The following is a 12,959-nucleotide window of genomic DNA, read 5'->3' as shown; positions in this document are numbered from 1 at the left end:
CGGCTCAACGGCCGGCGCAGGAACCCTTGGCGCTACAGGAGGCCTTATGCCCCTTGTGGTGCTTGCAGACGCCCTTTTTGGTCATGCACTTCGTCTTGCCGCCGCACTGGCCTTTTTCCATATTGCAGACGTGTTTGGAATGCTTGGCGGAAGCCTGCGTCGAAACGCCGCCCGCGAGCGCCAGAGCGATCGCCGCTGCGGCGATGGTCGAGCCCGAAACGATCTTGGCTTTCATTTTTTTCTCCCATCCTCGCTCTCGAGTCCCGGAGGGCGAGAGAGCGTGACCTGGACCTCCCCAGGTCCGGCGCGACCATAACACTCGCCGAAGGATTTGAAAGCGCGCTCCGATTCGCGCATCCGCCTCCGGTTGGCGGCCGCGCTCGCGCTTTTCATTCTCGCCGGCTGCGCCCTATCTGCGCAGCCGCGCCATCAGGCTCGACGTATCCCAGCGTCGGCCTCCCATATTCTCCACCTCGGCGTAGAATTGATCGACCAGCGCGGCGACCGGCAGGCTGGCGCCATTGCGGCGGGCCTCGGCGAAGCAGATGCCGAGGTCCTTGCGCATCCATTCGACCGCGAAGCCGAAATCATATTCGCCGGCGAGCATGGTCTTGTGGCGATTCTCCATCTGCCAGGATTGCGCCGCGCCATTCTTGATGAGATCGACGACCGCCGCTCCGTCCAGCCCGGCGCGGCTGGCGAAATCCAGCGCTTCGGCGAGGCCCTGGACGAGGCCGGCGATGCAGATCTGATTGACCATTTTGGTGAGCTGCCCGGCGCCGGACGGCCCCATCAGCCGGCTGGCGCGCGCATAGGCGGCGAGCACGGGCTCGACGCGGGCGAAATCCTCCGCGTCGCCGCCGCACATCACCGTGAGCGCGCCATTCTCGGCGCCGGACTGGCCGCCGGAGATCGGCGCGTCGAGAAAGCCGAAGCCGCCCTTTTTGGCGTGAGAATAGAGCTCGCGCGCGACCTCCGCCGAGGCGGTGGTGTGGTCGACGAAGACCGCGCCGGCCTTCAGCGCGCGAAAGGCGCCGTCCTCGCCGATCGTCACCTGGCGTAGATCATCGTCATTGCCGACGCAGGAGAAGACGAAATCCGCGCCCTCGGCGGCGAGGCGGGGCGTCGGCGCCGTCCGCGCGGAAAATTGCGCGGCGAAGCGCTCGGCTTTCTCCGCCGTGCGATTATAGACGACGACCTTGCGCCCGCCGCGCGTGACGAGATGGCCGGCCATGGGATAGCCCATCACGCCCAATCCGATGAAGGCGACGGTCAGCTCGGTCATTTGTCGGTCCTCTGCGGGTGAGATGCGAGAGCGGGGAAGCAAGCCTCAGGCCCGCCTGCATCCGCTCAGCGTATGTCGAAATCGAAATATTTGCTGCGGATCGCGCGATAGGTTCCATCGGCGACGATCGCGTCGAGCGCGGCGTCTATCGCGCTCTTCAGCTCCGTGGCGCCCTTGCGCAGGCCATAGCCGAAGCCGCCGCCGAAATAGGCCGCGTCCTGCGGCAGATCGGCGATGATGCGGCAGCAGCGCCCTTCCTTGCGCTCGCGCAGAAAATCCATGGCCGCGAGCTTTTCCTCCGCGACGACGTCCACGCGCCCCTCGGCGAGGTCCAGCATGGCGGCCTCGAGCGTCGCATAGCGCTGCACCTCGCTCTCCTTGAGCTTGTCCTCCGCATAGGCCTGCTGCGGCCCATCCGCGACGACGCCGATGCGGGCGCCCTGCAGCGCTTTCGGGTCGGCGCTCACGAGCGCCGATTGCCGCTGCGCGATCAGCGCCGAGGGCGTATGGGCGTAGGGCTTGGAGAAGTCGATTCTGCGCAGCCGCTCCTCATTGATCTCCATGGCGGAGACGACAAGATCATATTGACGGTTCTCGAGCCCGAGGACGAGGCTCTCCCACTCCTGCGTGACGAAGACGCAATCGGCCTCTATGCGGCGACAGATCTCGCGCGTCAGATCGATCTCGAATCCGGCGAGCTGATTATTGGCGTCGAGATAGTTGAAGGGCGGCCGCGCGCCTTCGCTGGCGACGCGCAAATGGCGCGGCTCGGCGGCGGCCGGGCACAGGAGAAGGGCGATGGCCGCCGCGGCGGCGACGAGGCGCCGGATCATCCCCCGGTCGTGCTCATATGCCGCGCCACGGCCGGCGCGCGCGTCGAGCGGTCGATGATGAAATCATGGCCCTTGGGCTTGCGCGCGATCGCCTCGTCTATGGCGGCGTTGAGCGAGGCGTCGGTCGGATCGGCGCGCAGCGGCGCGCGCAGATCGGCGGCGTCCTCCTGGCCGAGGCACATGAACAGCGTGCCGGTGCAGGTGACGCGCACGCGATTGCAGGATTCGCAGAAATTATGCGAGAGCGGCGTGATGAAGCCGACGCGCCCGCCGGTCTCGGCGACGCGCATGTAGCGGGCCGGGCCGCCGCTGCGATAGTCGATCTCCGTGAGCGTGAAGCGCTCGGCCAGACGCTCGCGGACCAAAGTCAGCGGGATGTATTGGTCGACGCGCTCGCCGCCGTCGATCTCGCCGAGCGGCATCACCTCGATGAAGGTCATGTCCATGCCGCGCTCATGGGCGAATCGCGTCAGCGCGACGAACTCGTCCTCATTGACGCCTTTCAGCGCCACGGCGTTGAGCTTCACCTCGAGGCCGGCGCGGAGCGCGGCGTCGACGCCGGCGAGAACGCGCTCATGGTCGCCGGTGCGCGTCAATTGTCGGAAACGCTCCCGATCCAGCGTGTCGAGCGAGACATTGACGCGCTTGACGCCGCAATCTACCAGCGCCTGCGCGAAGCGCTCGAGCTGCGAGCCATTGGTGGTGAGCGTCAGCTCCTCCAGCCGGCCGGAGAGCAGATGGCGCGAGAGACGCTCGAACAGCGAGAGAATGTCGCGGCGCATCAAGGGCTCGCCGCCGGTGATGCGCAGCTTGCGCGTCCCCCGCTCGATGAAGGCCGTGCAGAGCCGGTCCAATTCCTCCAGCGTCAGCAGGTCGCGGCGGGGCAAAAATTGCATGTGCTCGGACATGCAGTAGACGCAGCGGAAATCGCAACGATCCGTCACCGATACGCGCAAGTAGGAGACGGCCCGTCCGAACGGGTCGACGAGCGGCGCGGGGGCCGTCGGATCATAGGCGATTTTCGGATGCGGATTCATATAGTCGACCGTTTGCGGCGTCCCGTCCTGCGTATAGGCTCCAAGGGAGGTTCCTATATATTGACGGAATGGCCGCGCGTGAAGCCCCAAGGTATCGATGCGGCGGGGCGGGCGGCCGACCAGACGATCGGGAGAAGACCATGGCCGACGCGGATATTTGGCCGAGCGAAATACGCCTGATGGAAGAGGGGCGGAAGCTCAAAGTGAGCTTCGAGAATGGGGCGAGCTATGATCTTTCGGCCGAGCATTTGCGAGTGCGCAGCCCCTCGGCCGAGGTGCAGGGCCATTCGCCGGAGGAGCGCAAGACCGTGGGCGGCAAGCGCAATGTCGCCATAATCGGCGTCGCGCCGGTCGGCCATTACGCCGTGCGGCTGGATTTCGACGATCTCCACAACACCGGCATCTACACTTGGGGCTATCTCCATGAGCTCGGCGCCGGCGGCGCGGCGGATTTCGCCGCCTATGAGCAGGAGCTCGCGGAAAAGGGCCTGGATCGGGACCGTCCGGGCGAGCGATAAAAAAGCGCGCCGAACCCTTTCGGGCGCTCGGCGCGCGATCTTACGGATTTGGAGATCAGCGGGTGACGATGACTCGCGCGCCGACGCGCACGCGCTCATAGAGGTCGACGACATCCTCATTTGTCATGCGGATGCAGCCGGAGGAGACGGCCTGGCCGATGGTCTCGGGCTCGTTGGAGCCGTGGATGCGGTAGAGCGAGCCGCCGAGATACATGGCCCGCGCGCCGAGCGGATTGGTGAGGCCGCCCTGCATATGGCGCGGCAGATCGGGGCGGCGGCGCAGCATTTGCGCGGGCGGCGTCCAATCCGGCCATTCGCGCTTGCTGGAGACGACGCGCGTGCCGGTCCATTCGAAGCCCGGCCGTCCGACGCCGACGCCATAGCGGATCGCCTGATTATTGCCGAGCACATAATAGAGCCGCCGCTCATTGGTCGAGACGACGATGGTGCCGGGCGAATAGCCGCCGGGGTAGGACACGATCTCGCGGGCGACTGCGGTCGCCTGCGGCCGGCCGTCGGCCGGCTGCTGCTGTCCACGCGGACTCAAATCGAACAATCCGGCCAAGCCCCCTGTTTCGTACGCAGACCCGGCCGAGCAACCCATGAATGAAATGCACAGAGCAACTGCGATACGCCGCATGAGCTTCCCCCATTCGCCTCTAGTGACAACAATCGAGCGGCCACGGCCGCCGGAGCGGCCGTGTTGCGAGCCGGACGCGGGTCCGGCGTCGTTTCCTCGCACACCCTCGCTCTAGGCGAAAGCGGGCGGAAAGAATTTAAAAAATACGATTTGACGAAGCGGCTGCGGCGCGGCCTGCAACCTATGGGCGCGCCGAACTCGCGGCGCGCCTTCATCAGTCGTTCGGGATCAGCGGCCGCCGCGGCGGCGACGCTGCTGGCCGAGGCCCATCTGCTTGGCGAGGGTGGAGCGCGCCTTGGCGTAATTCGGAGCGACCATCGGATAATCGGCCGCAAGACCCCACTTCTCGCGATATTCTTCCGGCGAGAGACCGTATTGCGTGCGCAGATGGCGCTTGAGAGACTTGAACTTCTTGCCGTCTTCCAGGCAGATGATGAAGTCGTTCGTCACCGACTTGCGCACCGAAATGGCGGGCTTGGGCGCTTCCGCCGGCTCGACGACGACGCCGGAGCCGACCCGCATCAGCGCGCCATAGACTTCATTGATGAGGCCCGGAAGATCGCCGGCGGGAACCGAATTATTGCTCACATAGGCGGAAACGATGTCGGCCGCGAGTTCGATGTTGTTCGTCGATGTCATATCTTCACTCTTCACTTTCTCGTTTCGGCGCCGGAAGTCCTGACACGGCGCGGTCGACGGGGAAAGCCCGGCAAGCTCGGGGCGGGCAAGTCAGCGCCGTTTCGACCGCAAAGACATTTGCGGGTATACATCAATGCTCTACCCGTCGCAACTAATTCCTAACCAAGCGTCACTAAATCTGGGCATAAATATTTGTCGCGACTGCTACGTAGAACTACGCTCGAAAATCGAGCGGCCGTCGCCGTCGCCGTTTGACTTGCTCGGCCAGGCTGTGGGCGCGTCCCAGAAAGAACCGGCCATGGCTCGGTAGAAGAATGGGCCGAGCGCATATCTCGAATCGAAGTCGAATGCGTCATCCGCGTGCAGACTATGCTCGCTCAACCGCCAGTCGACGCTTCCAGCTCGGCTTCCACGCGTAGATTGTCCAGATCGCGGCCGATCGTCGCTATCGCCATTCTGTGATCCCGCGAGAAATAGGTCACGATGCAATCCCTCTTCTCGAGGTCGCCGACGATCTCGACGCGATCCCAGGCGCCGGCGTGCCCGACATAGGCGATGGTCATGTCGTAATGGCGGCTCCAGAAGAAGGGCGGGGCCTCGAAGGGCTCCTTCGCGCCGAGAATATTGCGCGCCGCCGTCTGCCCTTGGCGCTCGGCGGTGACGAAATGCTCGATTCTGATCCGCTCGCCGCTGCGGCGATCCGGCCAGCGCGCGATATCGCCGGCGGCGAAGACGTTCGGAGCGCTGGTTTCGAGATATTCGTCGACGAGGACGCCGTGATCGACGGCGAGGCCGGCCTCCTCGGCGAGCGTCGTGAGCGGGCGCACGCCGACGCCGACGACGACGGGATCCGCCGGAACGCGCGCGCCGCTCGCCAGAGCGACATGATCCTCGCCGATGGCGACGACGCTCTCGCAAAGATGAAAGACGACGCCATGCGCCTCATGCGTCGCGCGCACCAGCCGGCCTATGTCCTCGCCCAGCGTCTTCTGCATGGGCGTCGCATCCGGCGCCACGACATGGACCTCGAGCCCGCGCTCGCGCAGCGCCGCGGCGGCCTCGAGGCCGATGAAGCTCGCCCCGATCACCGCGACGCGCGAGGCGCGCGCCGCCGCGGCGATGAGCGCGCGGCTGTCGGCGAGGCTGCGCAGATAATGCACATGCGGCAGCCCGGCGCCGGGAATTGTCAGGCGCACCGGCTCGGCGCCGGTCGCCAGCAGCAGCGCGTCATAGCGTAGCGGCTCGCCATGCTCGAGTGAGACCAGCCGCGCCCTGGGGTCGATCGCGCGCACGCGTGTCGCCAACAGCAGCTCGATGCGCCGCTCCTCGTAATAAGCGCGCGGGCGCAGCGGCAGCCAGTCTTCCGGCGCCGAGCCGGCGAGATAATCCTTTGACAGATTGGGGCGGTCATAGGGGGCGGCGGCGTCGGCGCTGACCATGACCAGCGAACCGGAATAGCCCTCCTCGCGCAGCTCATGGGCGGCGGCGAGCCCGGCCGCTCCGCCGCCGATGATGACGACGCGTCCGAGCGTCGGCGGCGCCGCGCGCTCTGGCGCCTGGGGATCGATCGTCTCCATGGCGAAGAGGAGATCGCCGCGTCTTTCCGCGCGCCAGCATGGAATGGGGTCGAGCGCCGGCGCCCGCAGCGCCCGTCCGTCGCGCAGGCTGAAGCAGGCGTGATGCCAGGGGCAGCGGATCGTGTCGGCGACGACCAGCCCCTCGCCGAGCGGACCCTGATAATGGGTGCAGGCGGAGCCGATGATGGAGAATTCATCGCCGCGGCGGATCAGCAGCGCCGGCGCGGCGCCGACGCGGCCGGAGAGAATGGCGCCGTCGGCAATATTGGCGACGTTGACGCCGAGCGAGAAATCGGGGCCATCGGCCGCTGCTGCGCCCTCGCCCATGACCGGCCTCGGAGACTATAGGCTCTCCCGCGCGGCGGGATATCGCAGCTCATGTAGAGAGGCGCTCTTGCTCCGACAAGGATGCGCCGCGCGAAACCTACCTGGCGCAGCCGTGCTCGCCGCGGCTGCGCAAATGCCGCGCGACGATCCGCTCAGCCTCCTCGAGATCAGCGAATACGGCGCCCTCGAGCGCGGCCAGAGCCCCTGAGGCGCCGCAAAATCTCTTGCATTCGCCCTCGGTCACCAAAAGCCCGACGGCGATCTGATCGACGAAGACGAAATCGACATTGCTCGGCATGGGCGTCCTCGAGAGCCTTCTGAGCGAATCCTGTAGCGTGAATGCTAGGAGCGCAAGTCCATAAGTCAACAAGATTAGTCGAATATTTGGCCGCATGACGCCGCGTCCGCCTCCGCTATATTGCCGAGGGAGCCATGAGCCCTGGCGCGTTCCGCGAGGATGGGACATGGCGAGCATGGGACATGGCGAGGATGGGATGGATGGCGCCCTGATTCTCCGCTTGCTGCTTCTGCTGATCGTCGCCAATGGCGCGCCGGTGCTCGGCAAAAGGCTGCTCGGCGACGTCTTCGCCCGCCCCGTGGACGGCGGCGCCCGCTTCTTCGACGGGCGGCCGCTGCTCGGCCCCGCCAAGACCTGGCGCGGTCTTCTTCTCGCCGTGCTCGCCGCCGCCTGCTGCGCGCCGCTGGTCGGCTTTCCCGCCCATATCGGCGCATTGCTCGGCGCTTTCGCGATGGCGGGCGATCTTTTCTCGAGCTTCGTCAAGCGCCGGCTCGGCCTCGCGTCCAGCAGCCGCGCGCCGGGGCTCGACCAAATTCCCGAGGCGCTGCTCCCGCTGCTCGCCATGGCCGCCCCGGCGCGCCTCGGGGCAGGGGAGATCGTCATCGTCACCGGCCTGTTCTTTTTCGGCTCGCAGGCGCTCTCGCGGCTCATGTTCGATCTGCGCGTCCGCGAGCGGCCGTTCTGACGACGGGACAAATCGCCCGCGCGATCGAGACTTTTTTGAAATGAAGCGAGCCTCGCCGCCGCCTATGTTGGCGCGGCATTCTCGAGCTAACGGATAGGCTGTGCTCTCTGCTTCTGCTCTCGCATGGGCGCGTTCTCTGGCGTGTCGCGCCTTGCTGCCGCTCTGCCTCGCCGCCCCGGCCGCCGCCGCCGATATCGATCGCGGCCGTTATCTCGTCGAGGCGCTGACCGCCTGCGACAATTGCCATACGCCGCGCGGCCCCGACGGCTATCGGCTCGACAAGCGCTTTTCCGGCGGCTCGCAGACTTTCAATGGCGAAAATTACAGCGTGCGCGGCCCGAATATTTCTTCCGACGCCGCGGCCGGAATCGGCTCCTGGAGCGATGGGCGGCTGACGGCGGCGATAATCGCCGGCGTCGGGCCGCAGGGGCGTCTCGCGCCGGCCATGCCGTCGGAATATTATCGCATATTGACCGCGCGCGATCTCGAGGCGGTCATCGCCTTTCTGCGCACGGCTGCGCCGGTGGAGGCCGCGCGGCCCGCGCAGCGCCGCGACGGCGAGCAGAAGGCCGGGACCTTTCCCGGCGCCGAGGCGCCTTTCGAGGAGAGCGCGCTCGACGATCCGCTGCGGCGCGGCTTCTATGTCGCGACTCTGGCGCGCTGCATGGAATGCCACAGCGGCGAGACCAATGGCGCGCTCGATCATAAGGAGAAGCTCGGCGCCGGCGGCAAGCTGTTCCGCACGCCGGCGGGAACGGCGGTCGGCGCCAATATCACCCAGCATCCGACGGCCGGGATCGGCGCCTGGAGCGACGCGGAGATCAAGGCCGCGATCGTCGCCGGCGTCGGCCGCGACGGCAAGCCGCTCAAGCCGACCATGGCCAATCTCTCCAAGGCGCATTTCTCGAAGATGACGCCGCGCGATCTCGATGCGCTCATCCTCTGGCTGCGCACGATTCCGCCCCGCGCGGGGCAGTGATGCGCCGCTCTAGCGCGCGTCCGCCCGAAGATTGGCGCGAATAGCGTCCAGCAATTCGCCCTCGAACAACAGCGCCATGCCGAAATGGCGCTCCATGTCGAAATCTCGGCGCGAATTCATGTCCAGCGAGGCGCTGTGCATGGCGATGAGCCGCCCATCGTCGCTGAAAATCCCCGAGCCCGAGCCGCCATAGCCGTCGTTGCAATCATGCCGCGCGCGGCGAATTCCTGCCTCCGTCGGCGCGTCGATCTGGCGAATCTGGCATTCCTCTATGCTGGTCGCGCGGCGGAAATTGGAGTGGCCGGCCGGCGACACCATCACCACGCGCAGAGTCTCGACGCCGGTCGGCAGCGCCGGAGCGTCGGGGATCGGCTGCGGCGCTATATCGGCGTCCACCGGATCGCGCAGGCGCACCAGCGCCCAATCATCGGTGATGTTCAGCGATTTGGCGTCGCGGGCGAAGCCGAAGCGAAGGCTGTCGATGTCGAAGGCGTATTCTTTCTCGCCGATGGAGAAAGCGCAATCGTCTATGGGATGCGTCGGCCGCAGCTTGCGATCGACGAAATTATGCGCATTGAGCACGACGAGGCCGCGGTCGCCGATCAGCCAGGCGGCGGCGGCGCGTTCCGGCACGCCCTCCTCCGTGCGGCACGTCAGCACGCCGGCGCCCGGATAGCGGCGAAAATCCTCCTCCGCCATGAAGCGCCGCGCCTCCCGCGGATAGAGCGCCGCCAAGGCCGCGGCGGCGCTGGCCGCGAGCAGCAGGGCCGCGACGACCGTCGTCGAGAAGCCAGAAAGACCTGCGCCCGCAACCCGTATGACGCCTCTCATCCCGCGTCCTTTCCTTCACGCCTCCGTCATATTCTAGAGTCGTTCCGGTTCAGATTGAACCGGAACGACTCTAGATTTCCTCGTTCCGGCGTGTTTTCTTCACGCGAACCGGTTCCCACTTCGCTCGAAAACACTCTAGCGGGTGAGGCGAAGCTCGACCAGATGCGCGGGCGACTTCGCCGCTCAGGCGGCCCGCAGCCGATGCAAGGTGATCTCTGGCGGACAATTGAAGCGCACCGGCAGCACGGAAGAGCCGGCGCCGACCGACGTATAGCCTTGCATGTCGTGATATCGCCAAGCGCCGGCGCCATAGGCGCGCGGCAGCACGGAGTCGAGCGTGAGCGCGACGCCGCCCGGCAGGCAGATCTGCCCGCCATGCGTATGGCCGGCGAGCAGAATATCGAAGCCCGCATGCGCCGCCTGACGGAAAATCTCCGGCGTATGCGAGAGCAGCAGCGAGAATTCGCCTTGCGGTATCGCCTCGCCGGCCTTGGCGATATTGTCGACGCGAAAATAATGCGCGTCATCGACGCCGGCGACATGAATGCGCGCGCCGTCGCGGACGAATGTCTCGCATTCATTGAGCAGAACGCGCATTCCCATTTGCTCGAGGCCCGGCGTCATCAATATGGTGTCGTGATTGCCGAGCACGGCGAGGATCGGCGCGCGCAAAGTCGCGCGCAGCTCCGCCATGCCCTCCAGCGCCGCCGTGTGGGACCCGTGCGTCGCGCCGCGATAATCGCCGGTGAGCACGCAGAGATCATAGGCGAGATCGGCGACCATCGCGCGCAGCCGCGCCATCGCGCCCGGACACATATCGACATGCAGATCGCTCAAATGGAGAATGGCGAAGCCGTCGAAGGCGCGCGGCAGCCGCGCGCTGACGATCTCATTCTCGCGTAGCCGAAGCTTCTCCGCATTGGCGAGACCGCGGCGGTAGAGCCCGACGGCAGTGAGCGCGGCGCGGATCAGCAGCGGCGAGGCGGCGAGATTCTCGGGGTGAAAGAAATTGAGGCCCTGGCCGAAGATCTGCGCCTCATGGTCACGCTCTATGCCGAGCCTCTGGCGCGCATGCAGCCGTCCGAGCCGCGCCTCCAGCGCGCGCATGATGTCGTCCTCGGTCGGCGTCGGCTCGTCGGACATGTCGCAGCGCTCCATTCAAGAGCAATATAACCGGCCGCGACAATTTGCCTATGGCGTCGCCCCGCAGCGAAAGCCTTCGCTTTCGATCGCTTCTCATCCTATCCGCGCTCCGCCGACGCAATGCGCCGATTGTCTTTTCGCGCGGCGCTCCTACGTCACAGGCGTCGTGCGAGTCGCGCCGGCGCGCGCGTCACGCCGATCGTCCATTTGAAAGAGGAGGCGGAAATGGCGGAAGCGCAGACGAGAGTTCCCGTGAGAGAATCGAAGGAGACGCTGCCGAACTCTGGATTGTTCGACTGGCATCCTCTCGAGACGTTGCGGCGGCAGATCGATCGCTTGTTCGAGGATGCGCCCTTCCAAAAGGGCGCGACGCCCGATCTCGAGCCTTTCGGCCGCTTCGGCATCGGCTGGGCGGCGACGCCCGCGGTCGATCTCGTCGAGAAGGACAAGGAATATCAGATCACCGCGGAGCTTCCCGGCATAGACGAGAAGAATGTCGAGGTGAAGCTCTCCAATGGCTCGCTCATCATCAGCGGCGAGAAGAAGGAGCAGCGCGAGGAGAAGGACAAGGGCTATTTCCTCTCCGAGCGTCGCTATGGCTCCTTCCGCCGCGCCTTTCGCGTGCCGGAGAATGTCGAGTCCGACAAGATCGACGCGACCTTCGCCAAAGGCGTGCTGACCGTGCATCTGCCCAAATCGGCGCAGGCGCAGAAATCCGAGAAGAATATCGATATAAAGGCCGCGTGAGCGGCGACGGCAATCTCCCTCTCCCGCCGCGCGCGGGAGAGGGCGCGAGACGGATTTTCGACGAATGGCGGGCCATTTTCGCCTCGCGACCTTCAACATAGAGAATTTGGACTGGTCGCCATCGGCGCAGGACGAATTCGATCGGCGCCTCGCCGTGCTGCGTCCGCAACTCGCGGCGATCGACGCCGATATTCTCTGCCTTCAGGAAGTCGATGCGCAGCGCGAGGCCGCGCATGCGCCGCGCCGCTTCATCGCGCTCGATCGTCTCGTCGAAGGCGGCGGCTATGCGAATTTCTTCCGCGCGACGACCTCGCGTCCGGGCGGCGACGCGCCCGCCGATATTCACAATCTCGCGCTGCTCTCGCGCTGGCCCGTCGTCGAGCATCGCCAGCTCTATCACGACATCATCGCGCCCTGGCGCTGGACTCCGCCGGCGGAGACGAGCGTCCCGCAGCCGATCGACATTCTGTTCGAGCGGCCCATTCTCTATGCTCGCGTCGATCTCCCCGATGGGGCGGCGCTGCATGTGCTGAATTTGCATTTGCGCGCGCCGCGCGCCGTGCCGCTGCCGGGCGAGGCCGATCGCAAATCGAGCCGCGCCTTCGCGGAAGGCCAATGGCTCGCCGCGCAAAAGCGCGAGGGCCAGGCGCTCGAGGCGCGGCTCTTCGTCGATCGCATTTTCGATGTGGAGACTGCGCCGCTCATCGCCGTCTGCGGCGATCTCAACTGCGACGCCTATGATGCGCCCGCGCGCATTCTCTGGGGCGCGGAGGAAGCCGCGGCCGGGCCGCGCAGTCTCGCGCCGCTCGCGCTGCGCATAGAGGAGCGCGCGCGCTTCACCGTGATTCACGCCGGCCGCAAGACGCTCATCGATCAGATATTGGCGTCGCCCGCACTCGCGGCGCGATGCGAGGAGGTCGTGATATCGAATGAAGGCCTCGCCGACGAGGCGACGGCGCAAGATCCGATTCTCGGCTCGCTCCACGCGCCGCTCGTCGCACGCTTTCGTCTTTGAGACTATTGCCGATCGTCCTCGAAGCCTTCGCAGCTCTCGTCGAATTCGTCGAGCCCCGCCTCCAGATAGCTCGCCAGCAGCGGAATGCCGAGCAGATATTTCGAGGTCGGCCCTTTGCGTCGTTCCTTCGCCTGAATGACGGCGGAATCCCAATCATCGGCGGTGAAATCGCCGCGTCCGACCCAGACGAGCGCGACCAGCTCCGCCTGCTCGTCATCGTCCATCGCCTCGATGAACTCGACGAGCTCGCGCCGATTGGGCGACCATCCCTCCTCCGTCAGCACGCTCACGAATTTGTCGTCGGAAGGATTGGAGGCGTCGGGCCGCATGCCTTCGTCCTCGGCCTCCAGCTCGCGCGCCTTGACGATGACGAAGCAGACTTTATCGGTATTGATTTCCGGCATG

16 protein-coding genes are annotated in these 12,959 nt (G+C 66.0%); 5 read left to right on the top strand and 11 right to left on the bottom strand.

The genetic code is table 11. The features are described 5' to 3' along the window. Positions 1-4: 4 nt before the first annotated feature. From K369_RS18095 to moaA, 4 genes are all read right to left on the bottom strand, one after another. On the bottom strand, positions 5-235 hold the full coding sequence (locus K369_RS18095; protein WP_018267602.1) for a hypothetical protein: 231 nt from the start codon (positions 233-235) through the stop codon (positions 5-7). Between the two features lie 174 nt (positions 236-409). Then, positions 410-1,285, bottom strand: a complete 876-nt coding sequence (locus K369_RS18090; protein ID WP_018267604.1) for an NAD(P)-dependent oxidoreductase — start codon at positions 1,283-1,285, stop codon at positions 410-412. Positions 1,286-1,350: 65 nt separating this feature from the next. Next, a complete protein-coding gene (locus K369_RS18085) occupies positions 1,351-2,118 on the bottom strand; it encodes a transporter substrate-binding domain-containing protein (RefSeq protein WP_036293020.1) in 768 nt (255 codons plus the stop codon). Continuing rightward, positions 2,115-3,155: a GTP 3',8-cyclase MoaA gene (gene moaA / locus K369_RS18080; protein WP_036293017.1), complete on the bottom strand. Its 1,041-nt coding sequence runs from the start codon at positions 3,153-3,155 to the stop codon at positions 2,115-2,117. Before moaA ends, K369_RS18085 begins: the two co-directional genes overlap by 4 nt. A 140-nt stretch (positions 3,156-3,295) precedes the next feature. Here moaA and K369_RS18075 point away from each other — a divergent pair, with 140 nt between their 5' ends. Then, positions 3,296-3,673, top strand: coding sequence for a gamma-butyrobetaine hydroxylase-like domain-containing protein (locus tag K369_RS18075; RefSeq protein WP_026599617.1), 378 nt, complete (start codon positions 3,296-3,298; stop codon positions 3,671-3,673). A gap of 55 nt (positions 3,674-3,728) precedes the next feature. Here the strand turns inward: K369_RS18075 and K369_RS18070 are convergent, their stop codons facing one another. The 4 genes from K369_RS18070 to K369_RS18055 all read right to left on the bottom strand — a co-directional run bounded on the left by K369_RS18070 (position 3,729) and on the right by K369_RS18055 (position 7,154). After that, positions 3,729-4,313, bottom strand: coding sequence for a L,D-transpeptidase (locus K369_RS18070; protein WP_174242360.1), 585 nt, complete (start codon positions 4,311-4,313; stop codon positions 3,729-3,731). 228 nt (positions 4,314-4,541) lie between these two features. Beyond that, positions 4,542-4,952 (bottom strand): MucR family transcriptional regulator, encoded by a 411-nt coding sequence (locus K369_RS18065; RefSeq protein ID WP_020493755.1) that lies wholly within the window; start codon positions 4,950-4,952, stop codon positions 4,542-4,544. A 377-nt stretch (positions 4,953-5,329) separates the two neighbouring features. Continuing rightward, positions 5,330-6,856, bottom strand: a complete 1,527-nt coding sequence (locus K369_RS18060) for an FAD-dependent oxidoreductase (RefSeq protein WP_036293006.1) — start codon at positions 6,854-6,856, stop codon at positions 5,330-5,332. 97 nt (positions 6,857-6,953) lie between these two features. Then, a complete protein-coding gene (locus K369_RS18055) occupies positions 6,954-7,154 on the bottom strand; it encodes a hypothetical protein (protein WP_036293003.1) in 201 nt (66 codons plus the stop codon). 166 nt (positions 7,155-7,320) lie between these two features. Here K369_RS18055 and K369_RS18050 point away from each other — a divergent pair, with 166 nt between their 5' ends. Together K369_RS18050 and K369_RS18045 are read left to right on the top strand one after the other, a co-directional pair. After that, positions 7,321-7,839: a CDP-archaeol synthase gene (locus K369_RS18050; protein WP_245278236.1), complete on the top strand. Its 519-nt coding sequence runs from the start codon at positions 7,321-7,323 to the stop codon at positions 7,837-7,839. A 151-nt stretch (positions 7,840-7,990) separates the two neighbouring features. After that, positions 7,991-8,818 (top strand): c-type cytochrome, encoded by an 828-nt coding sequence (locus tag K369_RS18045; protein ID WP_036293000.1) that lies wholly within the window; start codon positions 7,991-7,993, stop codon positions 8,816-8,818. Positions 8,819-8,827: 9 nt separating this feature from the next. Here the strand turns inward: K369_RS18045 and K369_RS18040 are convergent, their stop codons facing one another. Together K369_RS18040 and K369_RS18035 are read right to left on the bottom strand one after the other, a co-directional pair. Then, positions 8,828-9,649: a serine protease gene (locus K369_RS18040; RefSeq protein ID WP_036292998.1), complete on the bottom strand. Its 822-nt coding sequence runs from the start codon at positions 9,647-9,649 to the stop codon at positions 8,828-8,830. Between the two features lie 183 nt (positions 9,650-9,832). After that, positions 9,833-10,792, bottom strand: a complete 960-nt coding sequence (locus K369_RS18035; protein WP_036295721.1) for a metallophosphoesterase — start codon at positions 10,790-10,792, stop codon at positions 9,833-9,835. 225 nt (positions 10,793-11,017) lie between these two features. Between K369_RS18035 and K369_RS18030 the strand changes: the two genes are divergently transcribed. Together K369_RS18030 and K369_RS18025 are read left to right on the top strand one after the other, a co-directional pair. Further along, positions 11,018-11,539, top strand: coding sequence for an Hsp20/alpha crystallin family protein (locus tag K369_RS18030; protein ID WP_036295718.1), 522 nt, complete (start codon positions 11,018-11,020; stop codon positions 11,537-11,539). A 64-nt stretch (positions 11,540-11,603) separates the two neighbouring features. Then, positions 11,604-12,554, top strand: a complete 951-nt coding sequence (locus K369_RS18025) for an endonuclease/exonuclease/phosphatase family protein (protein ID WP_036292995.1) — start codon at positions 11,604-11,606, stop codon at positions 12,552-12,554. A gap of 2 nt (positions 12,555-12,556) precedes the next feature. On the opposite strand, the gene K369_RS18020 is transcribed toward K369_RS18025, so the two are convergent. Further along, complete coding sequence (locus K369_RS18020) at positions 12,557-12,958, bottom strand: DUF3775 domain-containing protein (protein WP_018267618.1); 402 nt, start codon at positions 12,956-12,958, stop codon at positions 12,557-12,559. Between the last annotated feature and the right edge of the window lies 1 nt (position 12,959).

Source organism: Methylosinus sp. PW1 (assembly GCF_000745215.1).
Taxonomy (GTDB): Bacteria; Pseudomonadota; Alphaproteobacteria; order Rhizobiales; family Beijerinckiaceae; genus Methylosinus.
Note: the sequence above shows the minus strand (reverse complement) of the source record. Positions and strands in the feature narration are given on the sequence as shown.

What these genes read in the sequence shown, in the direction of transcription:
- K369_RS18095 (WP_018267602.1), bottom strand. Translation starts at nt 235, where the DNA reads ATGAAAGCCAAGATCGTTTCGGGCTCGACCATCGCCGCAGCGGCGATC.
- K369_RS18090 (WP_018267604.1), bottom strand. Translation starts at nt 1,285, where the DNA reads ATGACCGAGCTGACCGTCGCCTTCATCGGATTGGGCGTGATGGGCTAT.
- K369_RS18085 (WP_036293020.1), bottom strand. Translation starts at nt 2,118, where the DNA reads ATGATCCGGCGCCTCGTCGCCGCCGCGGCGGCCATCGCCCTTCTCCTG.
- moaA (WP_036293017.1), bottom strand. Translation starts at nt 3,155, where the DNA reads ATGAATCCGCATCCGAAAATCGCCTATGATCCGACGGCCCCCGCGCCG.
- K369_RS18075 (WP_026599617.1), top strand. Translation starts at nt 3,296, where the DNA reads ATGGCCGACGCGGATATTTGGCCGAGCGAAATACGCCTGATGGAAGAG.
- K369_RS18070 (WP_174242360.1), bottom strand. Translation starts at nt 4,313, where the DNA reads ATGCGGCGTATCGCAGTTGCTCTGTGCATTTCATTCATGGGTTGCTCG.
- K369_RS18065 (WP_020493755.1), bottom strand. Translation starts at nt 4,952, where the DNA reads ATGACATCGACGAACAACATCGAACTCGCGGCCGACATCGTTTCCGCC.
- K369_RS18060 (WP_036293006.1), bottom strand. Translation starts at nt 6,856, where the DNA reads ATGGGCGAGGGCGCAGCAGCGGCCGATGGCCCCGATTTCTCGCTCGGC.
- K369_RS18055 (WP_036293003.1), bottom strand. Translation starts at nt 7,154, where the DNA reads ATGCCGAGCAATGTCGATTTCGTCTTCGTCGATCAGATCGCCGTCGGG.
- K369_RS18050 (WP_245278236.1), top strand. Translation starts at nt 7,321, where the DNA reads ATGGCGAGCATGGGACATGGCGAGGATGGGATGGATGGCGCCCTGATT.
- K369_RS18040 (WP_036292998.1), bottom strand. Translation starts at nt 9,649, where the DNA reads ATGAGAGGCGTCATACGGGTTGCGGGCGCAGGTCTTTCTGGCTTCTCG.
- K369_RS18035 (WP_036295721.1), bottom strand. Translation starts at nt 10,792, where the DNA reads ATGTCCGACGAGCCGACGCCGACCGAGGACGACATCATGCGCGCGCTG.
- K369_RS18030 (WP_036295718.1), top strand. Translation starts at nt 11,018, where the DNA reads ATGGCGGAAGCGCAGACGAGAGTTCCCGTGAGAGAATCGAAGGAGACG.
- K369_RS18025 (WP_036292995.1), top strand. Translation starts at nt 11,604, where the DNA reads ATGGCGGGCCATTTTCGCCTCGCGACCTTCAACATAGAGAATTTGGAC.
- K369_RS18020 (WP_018267618.1), bottom strand. Translation starts at nt 12,958, where the DNA reads ATGCCGGAAATCAATACCGATAAAGTCTGCTTCGTCATCGTCAAGGCG.